General features: G+C 73.0%; 18 protein-coding genes. 12 read left to right on the top strand and 6 right to left on the bottom strand.

Annotated features, from left to right (window positions below):
* Positions 1–44: 44 nt before the first annotated feature.
* Positions 45–671 (bottom strand): TetR family transcriptional regulator, encoded by a 627-nt coding sequence (locus tag OG753_RS24190; RefSeq protein WP_405790104.1) that lies wholly within the window; start codon positions 669–671, stop codon positions 45–47.
* Positions 668–1,525: a sugar phosphate isomerase/epimerase family protein gene (locus tag OG753_RS24185; protein ID WP_405790102.1), complete on the bottom strand. Its 858-nt coding sequence runs from the start codon at positions 1,523–1,525 to the stop codon at positions 668–670. Before OG753_RS24185 ends, OG753_RS24190 begins: the two co-directional genes overlap by 4 nt.
* 261 nt (positions 1,526–1,786) lie before the next feature.
* On the opposite strand from OG753_RS24185, the gene OG753_RS24180 reads away from it, so the two are divergent.
* On the top strand, positions 1,787–2,743 hold the full coding sequence (locus OG753_RS24180; RefSeq protein WP_327263790.1) for a CAP domain-containing protein: 957 nt from the start codon (positions 1,787–1,789) through the stop codon (positions 2,741–2,743).
* A 6-nt stretch (positions 2,744–2,749) separates the two neighbouring features.
* Here OG753_RS24180 and OG753_RS24175 read toward each other — a convergent pair whose 3' ends face one another.
* Positions 2,750–3,688, bottom strand: coding sequence for a Ppx/GppA phosphatase family protein (locus OG753_RS24175; RefSeq protein WP_327263789.1), 939 nt, complete (start codon positions 3,686–3,688; stop codon positions 2,750–2,752).
* 158 nt (positions 3,689–3,846) lie between these two features.
* Here OG753_RS24175 and OG753_RS24170 point away from each other — a divergent pair, with 158 nt between their 5' ends.
* Positions 3,847–5,823 carry a zinc ribbon domain-containing protein gene (locus OG753_RS24170; protein ID WP_405790100.1) on the top strand — a complete coding sequence of 659 codons (1,977 nt, stop codon included), beginning with the start codon at positions 3,847–3,849 and terminating at the stop codon, positions 5,821–5,823.
* Positions 5,824–5,949: 126 nt separating this feature from the next.
* Positions 5,950–6,702: a hypothetical protein gene (locus tag OG753_RS24165; RefSeq protein WP_383196500.1), complete on the top strand. Its 753-nt coding sequence runs from the start codon at positions 5,950–5,952 to the stop codon at positions 6,700–6,702.
* 41 nt (positions 6,703–6,743) lie between these two features.
* On the opposite strand, the gene OG753_RS24160 is transcribed toward OG753_RS24165, so the two are convergent.
* Positions 6,744–8,507: a BACON domain-containing protein gene (locus OG753_RS24160; RefSeq protein ID WP_405790099.1), complete on the bottom strand. Its 1,764-nt coding sequence runs from the start codon at positions 8,505–8,507 to the stop codon at positions 6,744–6,746.
* A gap of 287 nt (positions 8,508–8,794) precedes the next feature.
* Here OG753_RS24160 and radA point away from each other — a divergent pair, with 287 nt between their 5' ends.
* A complete protein-coding gene (gene radA, locus OG753_RS24155) occupies positions 8,795–10,207 on the top strand; it encodes a DNA repair protein RadA (RefSeq protein WP_327263785.1) in 1,413 nt (470 codons plus the stop codon).
* Positions 10,208–10,389: 182 nt separating this feature from the next.
* Positions 10,390–11,514: a DNA integrity scanning diadenylate cyclase DisA gene (disA, locus tag OG753_RS24150; protein ID WP_327263784.1), complete on the top strand. Its 1,125-nt coding sequence runs from the start codon at positions 10,390–10,392 to the stop codon at positions 11,512–11,514.
* Positions 11,515–11,583: 69 nt separating this feature from the next.
* On the opposite strand, the gene OG753_RS24145 is transcribed toward disA, so the two are convergent.
* A complete protein-coding gene (locus tag OG753_RS24145) occupies positions 11,584–12,318 on the bottom strand; it encodes a hypothetical protein (protein WP_327263783.1) in 735 nt (244 codons plus the stop codon).
* A gap of 222 nt (positions 12,319–12,540) precedes the next feature.
* Here OG753_RS24145 and OG753_RS24140 point away from each other — a divergent pair, with 222 nt between their 5' ends.
* From OG753_RS24140 to OG753_RS24110, 7 genes are all read left to right on the top strand, one after another.
* The gene (locus tag OG753_RS24140) at positions 12,541–13,164 is read left to right on the top strand and encodes a phosphatase PAP2 family protein (RefSeq protein WP_405790097.1); all 624 of its coding nucleotides are present in this window, start codon (positions 12,541–12,543) and stop codon (positions 13,162–13,164) included.
* Positions 13,165–13,187: 23 nt separating this feature from the next.
* On the top strand, positions 13,188–14,129 hold the full coding sequence (locus OG753_RS24135) for an A/G-specific adenine glycosylase (RefSeq protein ID WP_405790095.1): 942 nt from the start codon (positions 13,188–13,190) through the stop codon (positions 14,127–14,129).
* A gap of 185 nt (positions 14,130–14,314) precedes the next feature.
* Complete coding sequence (locus OG753_RS24130) at positions 14,315–14,875, top strand: SigE family RNA polymerase sigma factor (protein WP_030010715.1); 561 nt, start codon at positions 14,315–14,317, stop codon at positions 14,873–14,875.
* 35 nt (positions 14,876–14,910) lie between these two features.
* Positions 14,911–15,552, top strand: a complete 642-nt coding sequence (locus OG753_RS24125; protein ID WP_405790093.1) for a hypothetical protein — start codon at positions 14,911–14,913, stop codon at positions 15,550–15,552.
* A 29-nt stretch (positions 15,553–15,581) separates the two neighbouring features.
* A complete protein-coding gene (gene cseB / locus OG753_RS24120) occupies positions 15,582–16,295 on the top strand; it encodes a two-component system response regulator CseB (RefSeq protein WP_327263779.1) in 714 nt (237 codons plus the stop codon).
* Entirely contained in the window at positions 16,292–17,608 is a 1,317-nt protein-coding gene (gene cseC / locus OG753_RS24115; protein ID WP_327263778.1) for a two-component system sensor histidine kinase CseC, read from the top strand. The genes cseB and cseC overlap by 4 nt, the downstream gene beginning before the upstream one ends.
* A 70-nt stretch (positions 17,609–17,678) precedes the next feature.
* The gene (locus tag OG753_RS24110; protein WP_327263777.1) at positions 17,679–18,821 is read left to right on the top strand and encodes a LamG-like jellyroll fold domain-containing protein; all 1,143 of its coding nucleotides are present in this window, start codon (positions 17,679–17,681) and stop codon (positions 18,819–18,821) included.
* A gap of 61 nt (positions 18,822–18,882) precedes the next feature.
* On the opposite strand, the gene OG753_RS24105 is transcribed toward OG753_RS24110, so the two are convergent.
* Positions 18,883–19,476 carry a M23 family metallopeptidase gene (locus tag OG753_RS24105; RefSeq protein WP_327263776.1) on the bottom strand — a complete coding sequence of 198 codons (594 nt, stop codon included), beginning with the start codon at positions 19,474–19,476 and terminating at the stop codon, positions 18,883–18,885.
* Positions 19,477–19,748 lie beyond the last annotated feature (272 nt).

The following is a 19,748-nucleotide window of genomic DNA, read 5'->3' as shown; positions in this document are numbered from 1 at the left end:
CGCCCGCGATCCGGACACCTCGTCCGGATGCCGGGACGGCGGGCTCATTCCTCGGTCAGGTACCGCTGCAGCGTCGGCGCGACGAGCGCCACGATCTTCTCCGGGTCGGCGGACGCCAGGGGCTCCACCTGGACCACGTAGCGCAGGATCGCGATGCCGACCATGTGCGAGGCGGCGAGCTCGGCACGGAACGTCGGGTCGGGAACGTCGAGGTCGGCGGCGACGCGCTCCAGGACCCGCCGCAGGACCAGCCCGCGCAGCACCTTCGCGGCGGCCTCGTGCGTGAGCGCCGAGCGGATCACGGCGAGCAGCGGGACACGGGTGACCGGGTTCTCCCAGACGCCCAGGAAGTAGCGGGCGAGGCGCTCGCCGATGCCGTCCGGGCCCTCGCCGAGGATCGAGGGGACCACCAGGGCGGGCTCCATGCTGACCTCGATGGCGGCGGCGAACAGGTCGTCCTTGCTGCCGAAGTAGTGGTGCACCAGCGCAGGGTCGACGCCGGCGACCTTGGCGATGCCGCGCACGGAGGTCTTGTCGTACCCGCGCTCCGCGAACACCTCCCGGGCGGCGAGCCGGATGCGCTCCTGGGTGCCGGGGCCCTCGTCGGCCTCGTCCTGCCGGGGGCGGCCGCGGCGGCGGCGGGGCTGGGCGGCGTCCGGGGTATCGGTCACGGCCGGCGGACCTCGTCGCGCTCGGCGGCGGAGGTGGCGGGGGCCGCGGAACTGGCGGTGGCGAGGTGCAGGCGGGTGAAGGCCAGCGCCTCGGCGAGATCGGCCTCGCGTTCGGCGGAGGACATCGCCCGGCGGGTGTTCACCTCGATCACCACGTGCCCGTCGAACGAAGTCTGCGCGAGGCGTTCCAGCAGCTCGGCGCAGGGCTGCGTACCCCGGCCCGGGACCAGGTGCTCGTCCTTGGCCGATCCGTTCCCGTCGGCGAGGTGGATGTGCGCGAGCCGGTCGCCCATCCGGTCGATCATCGCGGTGGCGTCGGTACGGGCGGTCGCGGTGTGGGACAGGTCGACGGTGAAGTGGCGGTAGTCGTCCTTGGTCACGTCCCACTCAGGGGCGTACGCGAGCATCTCGCGGTCGCGGTAGCGCCACGGGTACATGTTCTCCACGGCGAACCGGACGTCGGTCTCGTCCGCCATCCGCCAGATGCCGGTGACGAAGTCCCGTGCGTACTGGCGCTGCCAGCGGAACGGCGGATGCACGACCACGGTGCTCGCCCCGAGCCGCTCGGCCGCCGCCCGGGCGCGCTGCAACTTGGTCCACGGATCGGTGGACCAGACCCGCTGGGTGATCAGGAGACACGGCGCGTGGACGGCCAGGATCGGCACCCCGTGGTGGTCCGACAGCCGGCGCAGGGCGTCGACGTCCTGGCTGACCGGGTCCGTCCAGACCATCACCTCGACGCCGTCGTACCCGAGGCGCGCGGCGATCTCGAAGGCGGTCGCCGTCGACTCCGGATATACGGAGGCGGTGGAGAGGGCGACTTTCGCGGTCGGGACACGGACTGGTTCTGCCACGGGGACAGGGTACGGGCCCGGCGGCGGCCGTGGCCGTGACGGCGGCCACGCGGGAGGGGCGGCGGGGGCGGGCCGGCCACCGGCTCAGTGCCGGGCTCGGCCGCCGGCTCCGTACGGGCGGCCTCGGGCCGCACCGGGGCCGGTGCCGGGCGGATGTTTCCCGCTGTTCGCCCCGGAAAGTGTTATCGCCGTCGCCCGGGCGGGTCTCCCTGTATGCCGGACCATCCGGCAGCAGCTCCGCACGACTGCGAAGGGCCACACATGCACGAGCACGAGCCGGTCGAAAGCCTTGCCCACCAGGGAGCCGGGCCGGTCCACGACAGGGAGCGGCGCCCTGCGAAGTCCCGTCGCCGTGCGGGGGGCCGCAGGGCGGTGCGTACGCGCAGCAGCGCGAGGCGCACGGGCCTGATGGTGTCCGCGGCCGCGCTCGTCGCCGTCGCGGCGGGGGCCTTCGCCCTCCACGGAACGGACGGCGCTTCCGGGGGCGCCGACCGCGTGGCCGCGTCCTCGTCCACGGACACGGACGCTGGAGCTGGCGCTGCCGCCGGCGCCGCGACCGAACCCGCGCAGCAGCCCGGTCCGGGCACCCCGACCGGGATATCCGGCTCACCGCTCGCGTCGGCGACCCCGTCCGGCGCGCCCGCCTCGTCCCCGGCGGCTGCGGCCTCCCCTTCGGCGGAGGTCCGGCCGGACGCCGCCCCGTCCCGCGGATCCAAGCCGTCGAAGGGCGCCGACGCGCCCGGCCCTGCCCCGGCCGGCGGTGCGTCCGGGTCCGGCCCGGTCGGCCCGGACCCGAAGGTGGCCGGGCCGAGGGTGTCCTCGCAGGCCGTCCGCGACGCCGAGGCCATGTCGCTGAAGCTCCTCAACGGCGAACGGGCCACGGTGGGCCTGGCGCCCCTCGTACTGAAGGACGATCTCAGTGGCTTCGCCCGCGAATGGGCCAGGCACATGCGCACATCCGGCTTCGGCCACTCGGGCAGCAAGGACACCGGCCACCTGGTGACCGGATCGCGCACCTGGGTCGGCGAGAACATCGTGATGTGGAGCGACGAGTCGATGACCGCCCAGCAGGCGGCGGAGAAGTTCCAGTCCATGTGGCGCCACAGCCCCGGGCACTACAAGGCGCAGACCAGCCGGACGTTCACCGAGGTGGGAGTGGGCATCTACCACGACGAGTCCGGCTGGTGGGGGGTGCACAACTTCTCGGACGGCCGGTAGCGGCCCTCAGGCCCCCGGTGCCGGCATGTGGTCCAGCCTGCGGAGGATCACGCCCTCGCGCAGGGCCCACGGGCAGATCTCCAGGTGGTCCACGCCGAACAGGTCCATCGCGCCCTCCGCCACCAGCGCACCCGCCAGGAGCTGGTTCGCCCGGCCCTCCGAGACGCCCGGGAGGGCGGACCGCTGGGCCGTGGTCATCGCCGCCAGGCGCGGGACCCACTCCTCCAGGGACTTGCGGCTCAGGTCCCGCTGTACGTACAGGCCGTCCGCGGAGCGGGCCGCGCCCGCGATGCGGGCCAGCTGCTTGAAGGTCTTCGAGGTCGCCACCACGTGGTCCGGCACGCCGAAGCGGCTGAACTCGCGGACCGTCCGGGCGATCTCCGCCCGCACGTGCCGCCGCAGCGCCCGGATGTCCAGCGCGTCCGGCGGGTCGCCCGGGAGCCAGCCCGAGGTGAGGCGGCCCGCGCCCAGCGGGAGGGAGACGGCGGCGTCCGGGTCCTCGTCGATGCCGTACGCGATCTCCAGCGAGCCGCCGCCGATGTCCAGGACCAGCAGCTTCCCGGCGGACCAGCCGAACCAGCGGCGGGCCGCGAGGAAGGTGAGCCGGGCCTCGTCCTCACCGCTGAGCACCGGCAGGTCGACGCCGGTCTCGGCCTTGACCCGCGCCAGGACCTCGTCCGCGTTCGTGGCCTCGCGTACGGCGCTGGTCGCGAAGGGGAGAACGTCCTCGCACCCCTTGTCCTCGGCGGCCTGCACCGCGTCGCCGATCACCGAGACGAGACGCTCGACGCCCTCGGGTGTGACGGCGCCGCGCTCGTCGAGCAGCTCCGCCAGCCTCATCTCCACCTTGTGCGAGTGCGCCGGCTGCGGGCGCGCACCGGGGTGCGCGTCCACCACCAGCAGATGGACCGTATTCGAACCCACATCCAGGACACCGAGTCTCATAGGGGGAAACGCTACTGCGAGGAAGACTCCAGAGCTCTGTAAGGGGTGCTTATTCCTATGGGGCGGCTGCGTTGGATGCCCGTTCCCGGATCGAACGCGCGACCTTTGGTGAGCCGGGTCGTTGATCGGATGACAGGTCGGGGGACGGAAGGTGCGGCGTGGGACGGCGAGTTCCGCTGACGGAGGGCGAGATCGCCCGTACCGCTGCTGCCCACGCCTTGCTTCGGACGGGCGTGGATGAGGCGACCGGAGAACGGCTGACCAGCGCCGCGCTGACGGAGCGCGTCGGCTGGTGCGCCGACCTGGCATCAGGCATGGTCTCCGAACTGCTGGCCGCGCACTGGACCGCCCCCGATATGGAGGCGCTCATCTCCGGTACGGACGACGGCGGCAGGAAGTTGCCGTCACAGGCATGGATGGCGTTGCGTCGCCTCGGCTGGAACGCCGGACCGCCCGAGGGGATCCGGGTCAATGACCGGATCGTTCGTATGGCACAGGAGCAGGCCGGGCGAATTCTGCGTTCGGCGGGTTGGCGCACCGGCCTGACTGCGGCAGTGATCGCCACCTGGCCCGCCGACCCGGCCAAACGCACGGCACAGGAGTGGGAGGCCGTCCGCGCAGCGGTACCGGGTGGGCGACACTTGCCGACGAGTGCCATCAGGGCACGTACCCGACAGGTCTCCGTGTTCCTCGGGAAGCACAAGCGGCTGCCGGTCCATGTGTTCGACCTAGAGGCCACGCCCAGGACACCGCGCACGTTGCTCCTGTCGGCGTGCGACCGGCAGCAGGCCACCATCGAGCGAATCGGTGATCCGCATCATGCACTGGTGCGCCTTCAGCTCCCCAACCGCCCCGACCCGCGGTCCTACAAGGACTGGACCTGGGTGGCCTGCCTCCTGAGGCTGCCGCCCACGATTCCGGCGGGCGCGGTGCTGCACCTGCCCACGCTCCGCCCGCAGCAAGGTCGCGTCCGTGCCGATGTCGCGTACACCCACCCGGTACCGAGAAGCACAGGCGGCGGGCACACGATCGCGCTCGGCGTGGACTGGGGCCTGAACACCCTGCTCAGTGCAGGCGTGGTCCGGCTTCATGGCGACGGACGGATCACCGCCCGAGGGGCCGGAGGCATGTTCCGGGCGGCCGGCGTCCTCGCCAAGCAGCACCGGCTGCGCCGACTCTCCGAGCGCCTGCACTGCAAGGCCGACCACTACCGGAGCCTCATCGCCGGGAATGAGCAGCACCCCCTCGCCGCCCGGCACGCGGTTCTCCGCGAGGAGTGCGACCGGGTCGGCGCACGTCGGTCGAGCCTCAACGATGCGTTGGCCCGGGCCGCCTCTCGGTGGGCGGTCGACCAGGCCATCGCCGCCGGAGCGAGCGTCATCTACGTCGAAGACCTCCGCTCAATGGAGGCGGGCGGCATGGGACGGACGATGAACACGCGTCTTTCCCAGCAGGTGCGCGGGCAGATCGTCGACCGCTTGCGACACATGGCGGGCGAGTCGGGCATCGCCGTGGTCACCGTTCCGGCACGCGACACCTCCAGGCACTGTCCGCGGTGCCTCACCCCGCTACGGCACCGTGCGGCCCCGGACCGGCTCACCGCACCCGGCTGGAAGTGGGCCATCTGCCCCGCCTGCTCCTGGCAGGGCGACCGCGACCAGGGTGCCTGGCAACGGATCGCATCGCGCGGCCTCACCCACCAAGGCAGAACGATCACGAGCCGGGCCTCCGGAACCATGGCCATCCGCGCGGTCGTGGACACGCTGGAAGCCGGCGCAACCATCACACCGGCCGCGCGGAGACCAAGCCGGCTGGACCGGTCGAAAACCGGAGCCACCCGCCGCAGAACCACACGTCCGGCGCCCCGGCGACGCCGGACACCCTCCCCCGCCGGGCCCCCGGGCCCAGCAGGCCAGCGTCCGGAGGGACACGCCCACACGGACCGGAAACCGCTGCCCCGCGCAGCCCACCGGCACCAGGACGTGACGACGATCAGCACACCCACCGCCCGTCGGCACCGGCCGAGAGGAGCGGCACTGGGCGCAGGTTTCCACCTCCACGCCCACGCCACCCCTCCCTGGTGGGAACTCGCCCGTGAACCCGACACTCCGTCCGGTCCGGGATCATTCTGCTGATCTGAGACGCTTGTGTTTGTGCCAAATACGAAGAAGGCCAACAAGACCCGGTCGCAGAAGGACACGGGCAAGGACACCGTCAAGGGCAAGGGCAGCGCCAAGGCCAAGGGCGGCAAGGAGAAGGTCGTGGTCGTCGCCGACGAGAAGGGGCTGGACTTCCCCCGGGCCTGGGTGGAGTTTCCCGACCCCGCCGACGACGAGCAGGTCTTCCGATGTGACCTGACCTGGCTCACCTCCCGCTGGACCTGCATCTTCGGCAGTGGCTGCCAGGGCATCCAGGCGGGCCGGGCGGACGACGGGTGCTGCACGCTCGGCGCGCACTTCTCCGACGATGACGACGAGAAGCGCGTCGCGCAGCACGTGGCGCGGCTGACGCCCGAGCTGTGGCAGTTCCACGACGTCGGCAGCGAGAGCGGGTGGACGCAGCACGACGACGACGGGGAGAAGCAGACCCGCCGGTGGGACGGCGCGTGCATCTTCCTGAACCGGCCGGGGTTCCCCGCCGGGGCCGGGTGCTCGCTGCACATCCTCGCCGTGAAGGAGGGCCGGGAGCCTCTGGAGACCAAGCCCGACGTCTGCTGGCAGCTGCCGATCCGCCGGACCTACGACTGGATCGACCGGCCGGACGACACCCGCGTGCTGCAGGTGTCGATCGGTGAGTACGACCGCCGCGGCTGGGGTCCGGGCGGCCACGACCTGCACTGGTGGTGCACGTCGGCCACCTCGGCGCACGGTGCCGGGGAGCCGGTGTACGTCTCGTACCGCCCCGAGCTGACGGAGCTGATGGGCAAGGAGGGGTACGACGCCCTCGTGGAGCTGTGCGAGGCGCGGCTCGCCTCGCTGCTGCCGATGGCCCCGCACCCCGCGGATCCTGCCTGACCGCCTGACCGTCTGACCCCGTCCCGCTCGGGCCGGCCCCGTCAGGGGGCCTGTGACGCCGACGGGGCGGGGTCCGGGGCGGGGGAAACCGTTCCGCCTGAGCCCTCCGTCGGGGTCGGCCGGGGCGTCGGGGAGGGCGGCGGGATCGTCGGCTCCGTCGGGGACGGGGTCGGGGTGGGCGGTTGCGTCGGGTCCGGGGAGGGCGCCGGAGTGCCGGGCTGTGTCGGGTCCGGGGTGGGCGGGGATGTCGACGCGGGGCGGCCCCGGCCCTGGATGGAGACCACCGCGCCGCTCGGGTCGACTCCGACCCGGGCGCTCCAGGCGCCGACGGGCTGGGCCTCGGGGTCGACGGCGATCCGTAGGGTGACCGATTCTCCTGGGGCCAGCGTGCCCGCGGTCCGGCTCGCGCGCAGCCAGGGGGCGTCGGACCAGAGCCGCCAGTCCACCGGGGCGCCGCCGGAGGCGGCGAGGGTGAGCAGGGTGACGGAGCCCTGCGAGGATGCGGCCACGCTGAGGCGGCCGGGGTTGCCGGTCTGGTCGGGGGTGGCCGGCGGGCCGGTGCTGATCACCTCGACGGAGACGTCGGAGGCGGTGTCGCTCTGGGCGAAGCCGGGGCCGCTGGTGGTGCTGGCGGCGTTCCCGGCGTTCTCGTAGGCGGTCAGCGGGTGTCCGTCGGTCCGCGCGGTGGGGAGTTCGGACTCGCTGGCGGAGATACGGGTGGCGTCGCCGCCGGCGTGCTCGCCGGCGGCGGGGTCACCGCGGTACGCCGCCCACAGTGCCAGGACCGGGGCGGCGACGACGGTGGCGACCACGGTGGTGGTCACGACCCGGGCGCGCAGCCGGTCGCGGCGGGCCGCGCGGTCCTTGGGGTCCATGGGGAAGCCGGTGCGGTCGAAGCGCGGGGCGGGGCTGCGGCCGCGGCCCCGGCCGGAGCGGAGCATCGCGGCGTGGACGGCGGTGCGGGGGGCCGGTACGAGGGGGAGCGCGGCGGTGTTGAGGCCGCCTGAGCCGGGCCAGGGGCCTGCGGCGCCGACGCGTTCGGCGACGCGGCGGCACCGGGGGCAGTCGTCGACGTGGCGGACGAGCTCGGCGCGCAGGGTGCTGGAGAGCAGGACGTTGCCGTCGCCGTCGTCGCCGGTGAGCCGGGAGACGCCGGGGCAGTTGCCGGTCTCGACGACGGCGAGGGCGGCGCGGGTGCGCTCGACCTCGCAGGCGGCGCCGGAGAGCAGCTCGCGGGCGGCGGCCGGAGGTGTGCCGAGGACGGCGGCGAGTTCGGGGACGCCGAGCCGGTGGCGGACGGCGAGTTCGAGGGCTTCGCGCTGCTCGGGCGTGGTGCCGGCGGCTTCGGGCCAGGCGAGCCGGGCGAGCTCGGTACGGCGGTAGGCGCTCACGTCAAGAGGCCGGTGGGCTTCCCGGCCGTGGTCGGGGGCCGTTCCGCCACCCGGCGCACGCTCGTGCTCGGTGTGCTCCGGCGCACGCCGGGCGGAATGCGCTCCCAGTCGCGCGCGCCGGTGCTCCGCGAGCCGGTGCAGGCAGCCCCAGCGGGCGAGTGCGTAGAGCCAGGCTCGCCGGTCGCCCTCGTCGGGGCAGCGGCCGGGATGCCGCTCGGCCACGGCGAGTACGTCCCCGAGCACGTCGGTCGCGGTGTCGTGGTCGCACAGGACCGACAGGCAGTACGTGAACAGGCCGTCCAGGTAGGGCTCGTGCCGGAACGGCGGCGGCTGCTCGCCCTCGTGGGGCATGCGCCCGTGCGCCCGGTGTGCGCCGGTGCGCGCTGAGGAGTGTGCCTGGCTGCTGCTGTTCACCTGGCGACCGTAGGCGGCGCGCCGGTGGCGGCCTGGAAGCCTTCGCCACATTTAGCCCTTAAGGGTGAACAGATCGGTGAGGCGCTGACGCAGGCCCTGACGCGGTCGGACCGGCAGGCCCTGACCCCCTGCCGCTACGGGCACGCCGGGAGCCGCCGCCGCGTCCGGTGGCGAAGGGCGATCCCCCGTCGGACAGGTCCGTGGCGACACCTTCGCAGCGCGGCGGCCGGGCCCCGCCACCGGCACCGCGGTCCGGCCTGTCGGTGGGTGCGGCTACCGTGAACGCCATGGCTGCCCGCACTGCTCGTTCATCCGCCAAGGACCGGCCGTCCTACCGCTGCACCGACTGCGGCTGGACGACCGCGAAGTGGCTCGGACGCTGTCCCGAGTGCCAGGCCTGGGGCACCGTCGAGGAGATGGGCGCGCCCGCCGTGCGGACCACCGCCGCCGGCCGGGTCTCGACCGCCGCCCTGCCGATCGCGCAGGTCGACGGCCGGACCGCGACCGCCCGCAGCACCGGCGTGGACGAGCTGGACCGCGTCCTCGGCGGCGGGCTCGTGCCCGGCGCCGTGGTGCTGCTCGCCGGTGAGCCCGGCGTCGGCAAGTCGACGCTGCTGCTCGACGTCGCGGCGAAGGCGGCCAGCGACGAGCACCGCACGCTGTACGTGACGGGCGAGGAGTCCGCGAGCCAGGTGCGGCTGCGGGCCGACCGGATCAACGCCCTCAGTGATCACCTCTATCTGGCTGCCGAGACCGATCTGTCCGCCGTGCTCGGGCACCTCGACGCGGTGAAGCCCTCCCTGCTGGTCCTGGACTCCGTACAGACCGTCGCCTCCCCCGAGATCGACGGCGCGCCCGGCGGCATGGCCCAGGTGCGGGAGGTGGCCGGGGCGCTGATCCGGGCCTCCAAGGAACGCGGGATGGCCACCCTCCTCGTGGGCCACGTGACCAAGGACGGCGCCATCGCCGGCCCGCGTCTGCTGGAGCACCTCGTCGACGTGGTGCTGAGCTTCGAGGGCGACCGGCACGCCCGGCTGCGGCTGGTGCGCGGCATCAAGAACCGTTACGGCGCCACCGACGAGGTCGGCTGCTTCGAACTGCACGACGAGGGGATCACCGGGCTCGCCGACCCGAGCGGGCTGTTCCTGACCCGCCGCGCCGAGGCGGTGCCCGGCACCTGCCTGACCGTGACTCTGGAGGGCAAGCGCCCGCTGGTCGCCGAGGTGCAGGCGCTGACCGTGGACTCGCAGATCCCCTCCCCCCGGCGCACGACCTCGGGCCTGGAGACCTCGCGCGTGTCGATGATGCTGGCGGTGCTGGAGCAGCGCGGCCGGATCACGGCGCTCGGCAAGCGCGACATCTACAGCGCCACGGTGGGCGGGGTGAAGCTCACCGAGCCGGCCGCCGACCTGGCGATCGCGCTCGCGCTGGCCTCGGCCGCCAGCGACGTCCCGCTGCCGAAGAACCTCGTGGCGATCGGGGAGGTCGGCCTGGCCGGCGAGGTGCGGCGGGTGACGGGCGTGCAGCGGCGTCTCGCGGAGGCGCACCGGCTGGGGTTCACCCACGCGCTGGTGCCGGCGGATCCGGGCAAGGTGCCGGCCGGGATGAAGGTCATCGAAGTGGCCGACATGGGCGACGCACTACGGGTGTTGCCGCGCGGGCGGTCCCGCACGCCGGCCAGGGAGCGGTCCGCGGAGTAGCCCGCCCTGGGGGGACGGCCCCCTGGTCGGCGGGCCCGTACGGGGCCCTCCCGGGCCGTACCTGGCCAAGCCACGGCGGGGCCGCGGCGCGCGCCGGTAGACTTCTGGATGGTCCGCCCGGCCGTACGCACGTCCTCGTGCCCGCGGCGCTGGGCGGCGCAACCCGCGACCGGAGGAGTGCAGTGGCAGCCAAGGACGGGGCAGCAGCATCCGGCAAGTCGGGCGCCGGCTCCAAGCAGGAGGCCATGATGCGCGCCTCGCTGAGCGCGGTCGCACCTGGTCAGCCGCTGCGTGACGGCTTGGAACGGATCGTCCGCGGCAACACCGGCGGGCTCATCGTCCTCGGTATGGACAAGAACGTCGAGGCGATGTGCACCGGCGGCTTCGTCCTGGACGTGGAGTTCACCGCGACCCGGCTGCGCGAGCTGTGCAAGCTCGACGGCGCGCTCATCCTCGACAAGGACATCACCAAGATCCTGCGGGCCGGTGTGCAGCTGGTGCCGGACGCCTCGATCCCGACGGAGGAGACGGGCACGCGCCACCGCACGGCCGACCGCGTCTCCAAGCAGTGCGGCTTCCCGGTGGTGTCGGTGTCGCAGTCGATGCGGCTGATCGCGCTGTACGTGGACGGTGAGCGGCGGGTCCTGGAGGAGTCCGGGGCGATCCTGTCGCGGGCGAACCAGGCACTGGCCACGCTGGAGCGGTACAAGCTGCGCCTCGACGAGGTGGCGGGCACGCTGTCGGCGCTGGAGATCGAAGACCTGGTCACCGTCCGCGACGTGACGGCGGTCGCGCAGCGGCTGGAAATGGTCCGCCGGATCGCGACCGAGATCGCCGAGTACGTGGTCGAACTGGGCACGGACGGGCGTCTGCTGTCGCTGCAGCTGGACGAGCTGACGGTCGGGATCGAGCAGGAGCGGGAGCTGGTCATCCGGGACTACGTGCCGGAGCCGACGGCGAAGCGTTCCCGCACGGTGGACGAGGCGCTGGCGGAGCTGGACGCTCTGACGCATCCGGAACTGCTGGAGCTGGCGATCGTGGCACGGGCGCTGGGGTACACGGGCTCGCCGGAGACCCTGGACTCGGCGGTGTCGCCGCGCGGGTACCGGCTGCTGGCGAAGGTTCCGAGGCTGCCGGGCGCGATCATCGAGCGGCTCGTGGAGCACTTCGGGGGCCTGCAGAAGCTTCTGGCGGCTTCGGTGGACGACCTCCAGGCCGTGGACGGCGTGGGCGAGGCCCGGGCCCGCAGCGTCCGCGAGGGCCTCTCCCGCCTGGCCGAGTCGTCCATCCTGGAACGCTACGTCTAGGCCGTACAGGGGCCCGGCCCGCGTCCGCCGGGCCGTCTCGTCCGCGGAGACGGCCGAGGGCGCACTGCTCTAGTCCTGCTTCAGGACGAAGGAGGTACGGGCCACCGGCATGCCCGGGGCCTTGACCTCGACCACGTAGGTGTCGGGAGCCGCCGACCCCGCCGGGGGCGTCTGGCACTGGTCGGCCGCGCTGAACCTGCGGTCCCAGTCCAGCGACTGCTTCGTCTCGCCCTGTGCCGGCAGGCGGAAGAAGGCGTTGCCGGCGCCCGCCGGGCAGTCCGCCGAGGACCACACCGCCTTGTTGCTGCTCGCCTGAAGGATGGTCAGGACCGCCTGCTTCGGGCCGAGGTCGACCTTGCAGGTGGTTCCGGAGGTGTTGCGGGCGACCAGTTCGAGGCGGGGCTTCTCGCTCGCCTCGTACTCGTTCTTCACGCTCTTCACCTCCCACTGCAGCGATCCCGGCGCGCAGGTGGGGAGCGGGGAGTCCGCCGGGACCGCGGCCGGGCCGCCCGCGGCGCCGCCGGAGCCCTGGCCGCCGTTCGAGCCCGTGCCGCCGCCCGGTTCGCCGTTCTTGCCCGCGCCGCCGGTGGAGCCCTCGGAGCCCGTGGTTCCGCCGCTGCCCGACTCCGGGCGCCCGCCGGGGGCCGCGCTGATCGCGGGCCCGGTGCCGGCCGGGCCCGGGGTGATCGAGCCGACGGGGTCGGGGCCGCCCTGGCCCTTCCCGTTCGTACTCGTCCTCCCCCCGCCGGAACTGACGGTCCATACGGCGAGGAGCGCGAGGAGCGCGACAACGGAAGCCAGCACAGCCCTCCGTCGCCAGTAGATGGAGGAGGGGAGCGGCCCGACCGGATTGCGCAGAGATCCCACGGACGGAACTTTACGAGAGTTCGCGGCCCGATCAGTGCCCCACATGCCGCGCAGCGGGCTCGATTTGCCGATGATCATCCCGCGGGCGCAATCGGGGCGCTCAGATCCGGCCAAAGGGTTGATGCCGAGATCAAACCGCTTTGCGTACGTTCGGTGAGCATGGACAGCTCCAGCTCCAGCCTCTACCGCACCGTCACCGATTTCGCCCACCGGACACCCTCGTGGGTGCAATCGGCCTTCGAGATCTGGACGGGCTACGGGCTGCTCCTCTTCGGCGTGCTCCTCGCCGCCGTGTGGTGGCGCTCGCGCCGCCGGAGCGGACCCGAGGCGGTGGCACTGGCCGTCCTTGCCCCGGTGGCCACCGCCGTCGCGTACGGCGCGTCCGAGTTCGTGAAGTCCACCGTGGCCGAGGAGCGGCCCTGTCGCGCGGTGGCCGGGGCCGCGGCCCCGCTGGTGCCGTGCCCGGGACCCGGCGACTGGTCGTTCCCCAGCAACCATGCGGTCCTCGCGGGCGCCGCCGCCGTGGCGCTGACCCTGACCGTGCGCCGGCTCGCCCTGCTGACCGTGCCGCTCGCGCTGCTGATGGCCTTCTCCCGGGTCTTCGTCGGCGTGCACCACCCGCACGACGTCGCGTTCGGCCTGCTGCTGGGCGGCTCGGTCGCCGCCCTCGTCGTCCTCGCGCTCGCCGGCCCCGCCGGTGCGCTCGTCGCCGCCGCGCGGGCGGGCGGGACTCCGGCCGCCCGCTGGTTCACCGGTCCCGGTCCGGCGCGCCGAGGGAGATGAAACGTGCCAGGATGCCGTCTGCCATGACTGCATCTCCCGCTTCCTCCCCGGCCGTATCCCCCGACTCCGCCCACGCGCTGCACTCCCCCGTCATCACGTGGTTCGACGAACACGCCCGCGATCTGCCCTGGCGCCGCCCCGAGGCCGGCCCCTGGGGGGTCATGGTCAGCGAGTTCATGCTCCAGCAGACACCGGTCAGCCGGGTCCTGCCGGTCTACGAGCAGTGGCTCGCCCGGTGGCCCCGCCCCGCGGACCTGGCCGCGGAGGCCCCCGGCGAGGCCGTACGGGCCTGGGGCCGGCTCGGCTATCCGCGCCGCGCGCTGCGGCTGCACGGCGCGGCCGTCGCCATAACGGAGCGGCACGGGGGCGACGTGCCGCGCGACCACGCGCAGCTGCTGGCGCTGCCCGGGATCGGCGAGTACACGGCGGCGGCCGTGGCCTCCTTCGCGTACGGGCAGCGGCACGCGGTCCTCGACACGAACGTCCGGCGGGTCTTCGCGCGCACCACGACCGGGGTCGAGTACCCGCCGAACGCGACGACCGCCGCCGAGCGGCGGCTCGCGCGGGCCCTGCTGCCCGAGGACGAGGGCACCGCGGCCCGCTGGGCTGCGGCCTCGATGGAGCTCGGCGCGCTGGTGTGCACCGCCAAGAGCCCGGACTGCGCGCGCTGCCCGGTGGCCGGGCTGTGCGCGTGGCGCCTCGCGGGGAAGCCCGCGCACGAGGGTCCGCCGCGGCGCGGGCAGACGTACGCCGGGACGGACCGGCAGGTGCGCGGCAAGCTCCTCGCCGTGCTGCGGGAGGCGGTGGGCGCGGTTCCGCAGGCCGTGCTCGACACGGTCTGGGACGAGCCCGTGCAGCGGGCCCGGGCACTGGACGGACTGGTGGCGGACGGGCTGGTGGAACCGCTGGACGGAGGCCACTACCGGCTCCCCGCGTCGCTCCCGCAGCCCCTCCCCCGGACCTGATCGAAGCTGAGGCGCCGCTTCCGCTTTTCGCCGGGAAACCGCAGCTCACGGGGGTTGTTACACAACCTATGGGTGTCCGTGCGTCCACCGAAGGCTGGCTCGCACAGGCCCGTGACAACCCCTCCGTACCTTCAAATCCGTAAGGCAGCGGATGAGCAGGTGGACGGCAGCGGAGGCGGTCTCAGATGGCGCACGGTGAGGTACTCGGATTCGAAGAGTACGTACGCACCCGGCAGGACGCGCTGCTGCGCAGCGCCCGGCGCCTGGTCCCGGACCCCACCGACGCCCAGGACCTCCTGCAGACCGCGCTGGTGCGCACCTACGGCCGCTGGGACGGCATCGCCGACAAGTCCCTGGCCGACGCCTACCTGCGCCGCGTCATGATCAACACCCGCACCGAGTGGTGGCGCGCCCGCAAGCTCGAAGAGGTCCCCACCGAGCAGCTCCCCGACGCCTCCGTCGAGGACGGCTCCGACCAGCGCGCCGACCGTGCCCTCCTGATGGACATCCTCAAGGTTCTCGCGCCCAAGCAGCGCAGCGTGGTCGTGCTGCGACACTGGGAGCAGATGAGCACCGAGGAAACGGCTGCGGCGCTCGGAATGTCGGCGGGAACCGTGAAGAGCACTCTGCACCGCGCGCTGGCCCGCCTCCGGCAGGAGCTGGAGAGCCGGGATCTGGACATGCGTGCGCTGGAGCGCGGTGACCACACCATGCGGTACGAGGGGCGTGAGCGGTGCGCGGCCTGAATGGCCAAGGTCTGTCCGGAGGTTCTCTGGTGCTGATGTCGGCGGGGACGGTCGTCCTCGTCGGCACAGCCGTGTTCGCGGTCGGTTGCGCCACCGGTGGCACCGGTCTGCGCGACGGCGGCCCGGCCCGCACCGATGCCGTGTCCAGGAGCGCGTCGTCGGGCCCCTCGCCCGGCGACTCCTCCGTCTCGTCCTCCGCCTCGTCGGGCCGGCCGGTGAAGAAGGTCGACCCGGTCGGGCTCCTGATGAAGGACCCCAAGGTCGGTTCCGAGATCAAGCGGGACCTCAAACCGTGTGCGGGCAAGGAGTACCCCGTGGACGTGAGTTACGGCAGGGTGACCGGCAGCCCCGTCGTGGACATCGTCGTCAACGTCCTGTCCTGTGCCGACGCCCTGGGCCGCGGAACCTACGTGTACCGGGCCGAGGGTGACTCGTACGAGAATGTGTTCTCGGACGAACAGCCACCCGTCTACGCGGAGATCGACCGGGGCGACCTGGTGGTCACGAAGCAGGTCTACGGAAAGAGCGACACGCTCGCCTATCCGTCGGGCGAGGACGTGATCACGTACCGCTGGAACGGCGAGAAGTTCACCGAGCAGGACCGAGTTCACTCGGAGTACAGCAACGTGGTCGACGGCGGTGTACCGCCCGCCCCGGTCACGAGTCAGAAGAACTGAGCACAGAAGAACCGAGGCGAGGCTGCCGCATGGCCGAGACCCATGTCCTGTTCGTGGAGGACGACGACGTCATCCGTGAGGCCACGACCCTGGCGCTGGAACGCGACGGGTTCGTGGTCACGGCCATGCCCGACGGCCTGTCCGGACTGGAGTCCTTCCGCGCGGACCGGCCGGACATCGCGCTGCTGGACGTGATGGTCCCGGGCATGGACGGCGTGAGCCTGTGCCGCCGCATCCGCGACGAGTCCACCGTTCCGGTGATCATGCTGTCGGCGCGCGCCGACTCCATCGACGTGGTGCTGGGCCTGGAGGCGGGCGCCGACGACTACGTCACCAAGCCCTTCGACGGGTCCGTGCTCGTCGCCCGGATCCGCGCCGTGCTGCGCCGCTTCGACCACTCCGGCGGACCGCAGAACGGCGGACCGAACGCGGCCGACAACGGCGCGGACTCCGAGCGCGGGGTGCTCTCCTTCGGCGACCTGGAGGTGGACACCGAGGGCATGGAGGTCCGCCGGGCGGGCGCCGCCGTGGCACTGACGCCGACCGAGATGCGGCTGCTGCTGGAGTTCTCCTCCGCGCCCGGCACCGTGCTGTCGCGCGACCGTCTGCTGGAGCGGGTCTGGGACTACGACTGGGGCGGCGACACCCGCGTCGTGGACGTCCACGTCCAGCGGCTGCGCACCAAGATCGGCCAGGACCGGATCGAGACGGTCCGGGGCTTCGGATACAAACTCAAGGCATGAGACGGTTCACGCTCCGCACGGGCATCCGCTGGAAGATCACCGTCGCCATCGCCTCCGTGGGCGCCCTCGTCACGATCGCGTTGAGCCTGGTGGTGCACAGTGCTGCCCGCGTGTCGATGCTGGAGAGCGCCCGCGAGGTGCAGCTGGACCGCGTTCAGTTCATCTCCCGCAATGCCGACGCCGGGCGCAAGCCGCCCATGGGCGCCAAGCTCAACGATCCCGAACTGCCCGCCGAACTGCGGCACAAGGTGCAGTCGGGACGGCGCGGTACCTACATCCAGGAGCGGCCGCACGGCCTGCCCGAGGTGTGGGCCGCCGTACCGCTCGGCAACGGGCAGGTCCTGTCGCTGCACACGCAGTTCCGGGAGAGCGCCAACCTCATCCCCGACCTGGACCGGGCCCTGGTCATCGGCGGCCTGTCCGCAGTGATCGGCGGCTCGGCGCTGGGCGTGCTCATCGGCGGGCAGATCTCGCGCCGGCTGCGCAAGGCCGCGGCCGCCGCCCAGCGGGTGGCGCACGGCGATCCCGACGTACGCGTGCGGGACGCGGTCGGCGGCGTCGTCCGTGACGAGACGGACGACCTCGCGCGGGCCGTGGACGCCATGGCCGATGCCCTCCAGCAGCGGCTGGAGGCCGAGCGCCGGGTCACCGCGGACATCGCGCACGAACTGCGGACTCCGGTGACGGGCCTGCTCACGGCGGCGGAACTGCTGCCCCCGGGGCGGCCGACGGAGCTGGTCCGGGACCGGGCGCAGGCCCTGCGGGCGCTGGTCGAGGACGTACTGGAAGTGGCCCGGCTGGACAGCGCGTCGGAGCGGGCGGAGCTCCAGGACGTGGCCCTGGGCGAGTTCGTGGGCCGGCGGGTGACGGCGCTGATGCCGGAGGCGACCGTACGGATCGTCGCGGACGAGATCGTCAGCACCGACCCGCGGCGCCTGGAGCGGATCCTGGGGAACCTGCTGGCCAATGCCGCGCGGTACGGGCAGCCGCCGGTGCAGGTCGACGTCGAGGGCCGGGTCGTACGGGTCCGGGACCACGGGCCGGGCTTCCCCGAGGCCCTGTTGCGCGAGGGGCCGAGCCGGTTCCGTACCGGGTCGACGGACCGCGCGGGCGTGGGCCACGGGCTGGGGCTGACCATCGCGGAGGGCCAGGCGCGGGTGCTGGGCGCCCGCCTGACCTTCCGTAACGTGGCCGCCCCGGGCGGCATCGAGCGCCAGGGCGCGGCGGCGGGTGCGGTGGCGGTGCTGTGGCTTCCGGAGCACGCGCCGACGGCGACGGGCAGCTTCCCGATCGTGGGGCAGCCGCAGGCCTGAACCGGGGCGGGCCGGGCGGGACGGCCACCGGGCGGCACTCGCCCGCGGGGCGTGACCTAGCATCCGTGGCATGAGCGACGGTACGAATCCCCCGAGCCACCCGCAGCCCGAGCCCGCCCCCGGCAGCGGCGGATACGGGTTCCCGTCGGGACCGCCCGCCCAGGACGGCTACGGCTATCCGCCGGCATCCGGCGGCTACGGCTACCCGCAGTCCGGGCAGCAGCCGAACCCGTACCAGCAGGACACGGGCGGCGGGCAGTGGCCCCCGGCCCAGCCCGGCTCCCCGTCCGTCGCGCTCCGCGACCCTTCGGACGAGCCGGACTGGGCGGCCATGGCCGACCGTTCGGCGGCCGAGCGGCGCAGGAAGCGGCTGTGGATGCTGGGCGGCGGGGTGACCGTACTGGCGCTGCTGGCCGGTGGAGGAACGTTCTTCCTGCTGGGCGGCGGCGATGACGGAGCCGAAGGGGACACCCCGCCCACGGCGTCCGGCTCGCCCTCTCCGAGCGAACCGACGCCGGACAAGTCCACGCCGGCCGCCTACACCGCCACGGTCGCGGGCGACGACACCCTGCTGCGCAACAGCTACGGCAAGGTGGGCATCCGGCTGGGCCCCGACCTCAGGATCGACCCGCTGGGCAAGCGCTTCCAGGTCATAGGCAAGGGCAACGGGAACTCCTGGGGCCAGTCCGCCGAGCCGGTCGTGGACGTGACCAAGAGCTTCACCCTGACCGCCCGCGCCTACAACTCCGCCGCCAAGGGCTCGCGGATCGTCATGAGCCAGGGCGACGGCGAGTCGTTCTCGTTCGAGCTGGGCGTGAACGAGGTGAAGGGCAAGCAGGCCTGGATCTTCCGCGTGCAGACCGGCGACAAGGGCGCCGCGGCCACCACGAGGACGGTCACGGCCGAGGGCCTCGACATGGTGAAGACACCGACGCTGCTGATGGCGACGTACGACGCCGAGAAGAAGGCCATCGCCCTCTACGTGAACGGCAAGAAGGCCGACGAGACCCAGGTGCCGCCCATCTGGGAGGGCCCGGGCCCGCTCCAGCTCGGCCGGTCCAGGCACCACAACATCTGGACGGGCCCGTGGCAGGGCGCACTGCACAACATCAAGATCTACAACATGGCCTTCACGGCGGAGCAGGCCGCCGGATACAAGGCGGGGAAGCTCGATCCAGCACCGAAGCCGACCCATGGCTGGCTGCTCACCTGATCGGTGGGCGCAGCGGGTCGGCCGGTACGAGGGGTGCCGCGGGGGCGGTGGCCCGGACGGGTCAGATGCTGACGCCGTTGGTGCGCAGGAAGGCCACCGGGTTGACGGCGGAGCCGTAGTTCGGGGTGGTGCGGATCTCGAAGTGCAGGTGCGGGCCGCTGGAGTTGCCGGTGTTGCCCGACAGGGCGATGCGCTGCGAGGCCTTGACCTTCTGGCCGATCTTGACCTGGAGCTTCGAGAGGTGCGCGTACTGCGAGTACGTGTTGTTCGCGTGCTTGATCACGATGGCGTTGCCGTACGCGGGGCCGTCGCCGCCGCCGTTCGGGCCCGACTTCACGACGACACCGGCGGCCGCGGCCTTGACCGGGGTGCCGACCGGGACGGCGAAGTCCTGGCCGGAGTGCTTGTGGGACCACATGTTGCCGCCCTTGCCGAAGGTCGCGGAGAGCGTGTAGTTCTCCAGCGGCTTGTCCCAGAGGCCGGTCTTCGCGGCGCCGGCGGCACCTGCGGCACCGGCCGCCTTGGCGGTGACGGTCGTCTGCGGGGCGTCGGCGAAGGCAGCGGTCGTCCCCGCCCCGAGGGCCAGCACCGCACCGAGAACGGTGGTGCCGACGGCGATACGGGTACGACGGGTGTTGGCGCGCTTCGCGAACATGTGCAGACCTCCGGGGCCGGGGACAAAGGAAAGGGATTCACACCCGTAAGAGGCATGAAGTGACCCGGCACGATGAAGCGCGTGCCGGGCTGGCTCATCCTTGGTAACCCGGGCCCCCGCACTTCCCCAAACGTCCCCCTGCACTACCGGGGCTCGTAGCGGCCCGGGAGTGACGTGGCCCGTTGACGGGATTGGCCTGGGGCGAAACCCCCCTCACAGGCCCTTCCAGGTCTACGAAACCCCCTAGTATGTCCGAATTGCCCTGTGCGGCT

It is taken from the genome of Streptomyces sp. NBC_00029 (assembly GCF_045160505.1).
In the GTDB taxonomy this organism is placed as follows: Bacteria; Actinomycetota; Actinomycetes; order Streptomycetales; family Streptomycetaceae; genus Streptomyces.
The sequence above is the reverse complement of the archived record's forward strand: the minus strand, read 5'-3'. Positions and strand labels throughout refer to the sequence as shown.

Bases quoted from the DNA above. Each gene is read 5' to 3' on its own strand.
- cseB (WP_327263779.1), top strand. From the start codon at position 15,582: ATGGCCGAGACCCATGTCCTGTTCGTGGAGGACGACGACGTCATCCGT.
- OG753_RS24140 (WP_405790097.1), top strand. From the start codon at position 12,541: ATGGACAGCTCCAGCTCCAGCCTCTACCGCACCGTCACCGATTTCGCC.
- cseC (WP_327263778.1), top strand. From the start codon at position 16,292: ATGAGACGGTTCACGCTCCGCACGGGCATCCGCTGGAAGATCACCGTC.
- OG753_RS24135 (WP_405790095.1), top strand. From the start codon at position 13,188: ATGACTGCATCTCCCGCTTCCTCCCCGGCCGTATCCCCCGACTCCGCC.
- OG753_RS24180 (WP_327263790.1), top strand. From the start codon at position 1,787: ATGCACGAGCACGAGCCGGTCGAAAGCCTTGCCCACCAGGGAGCCGGG.
- OG753_RS24130 (WP_030010715.1), top strand. From the start codon at position 14,315: ATGGCGCACGGTGAGGTACTCGGATTCGAAGAGTACGTACGCACCCGG.
- OG753_RS24110 (WP_327263777.1), top strand. From the start codon at position 17,679: ATGAGCGACGGTACGAATCCCCCGAGCCACCCGCAGCCCGAGCCCGCC.
- OG753_RS24105 (WP_327263776.1), bottom strand. From the start codon at position 19,476: ATGTTCGCGAAGCGCGCCAACACCCGTCGTACCCGTATCGCCGTCGGC.
- OG753_RS24125 (WP_405790093.1), top strand. From the start codon at position 14,911: ATGTCGGCGGGGACGGTCGTCCTCGTCGGCACAGCCGTGTTCGCGGTC.
- OG753_RS24175 (WP_327263789.1), bottom strand. From the start codon at position 3,688: ATGAGACTCGGTGTCCTGGATGTGGGTTCGAATACGGTCCATCTGCTG.
- radA (WP_327263785.1), top strand. From the start codon at position 8,795: ATGGCTGCCCGCACTGCTCGTTCATCCGCCAAGGACCGGCCGTCCTAC.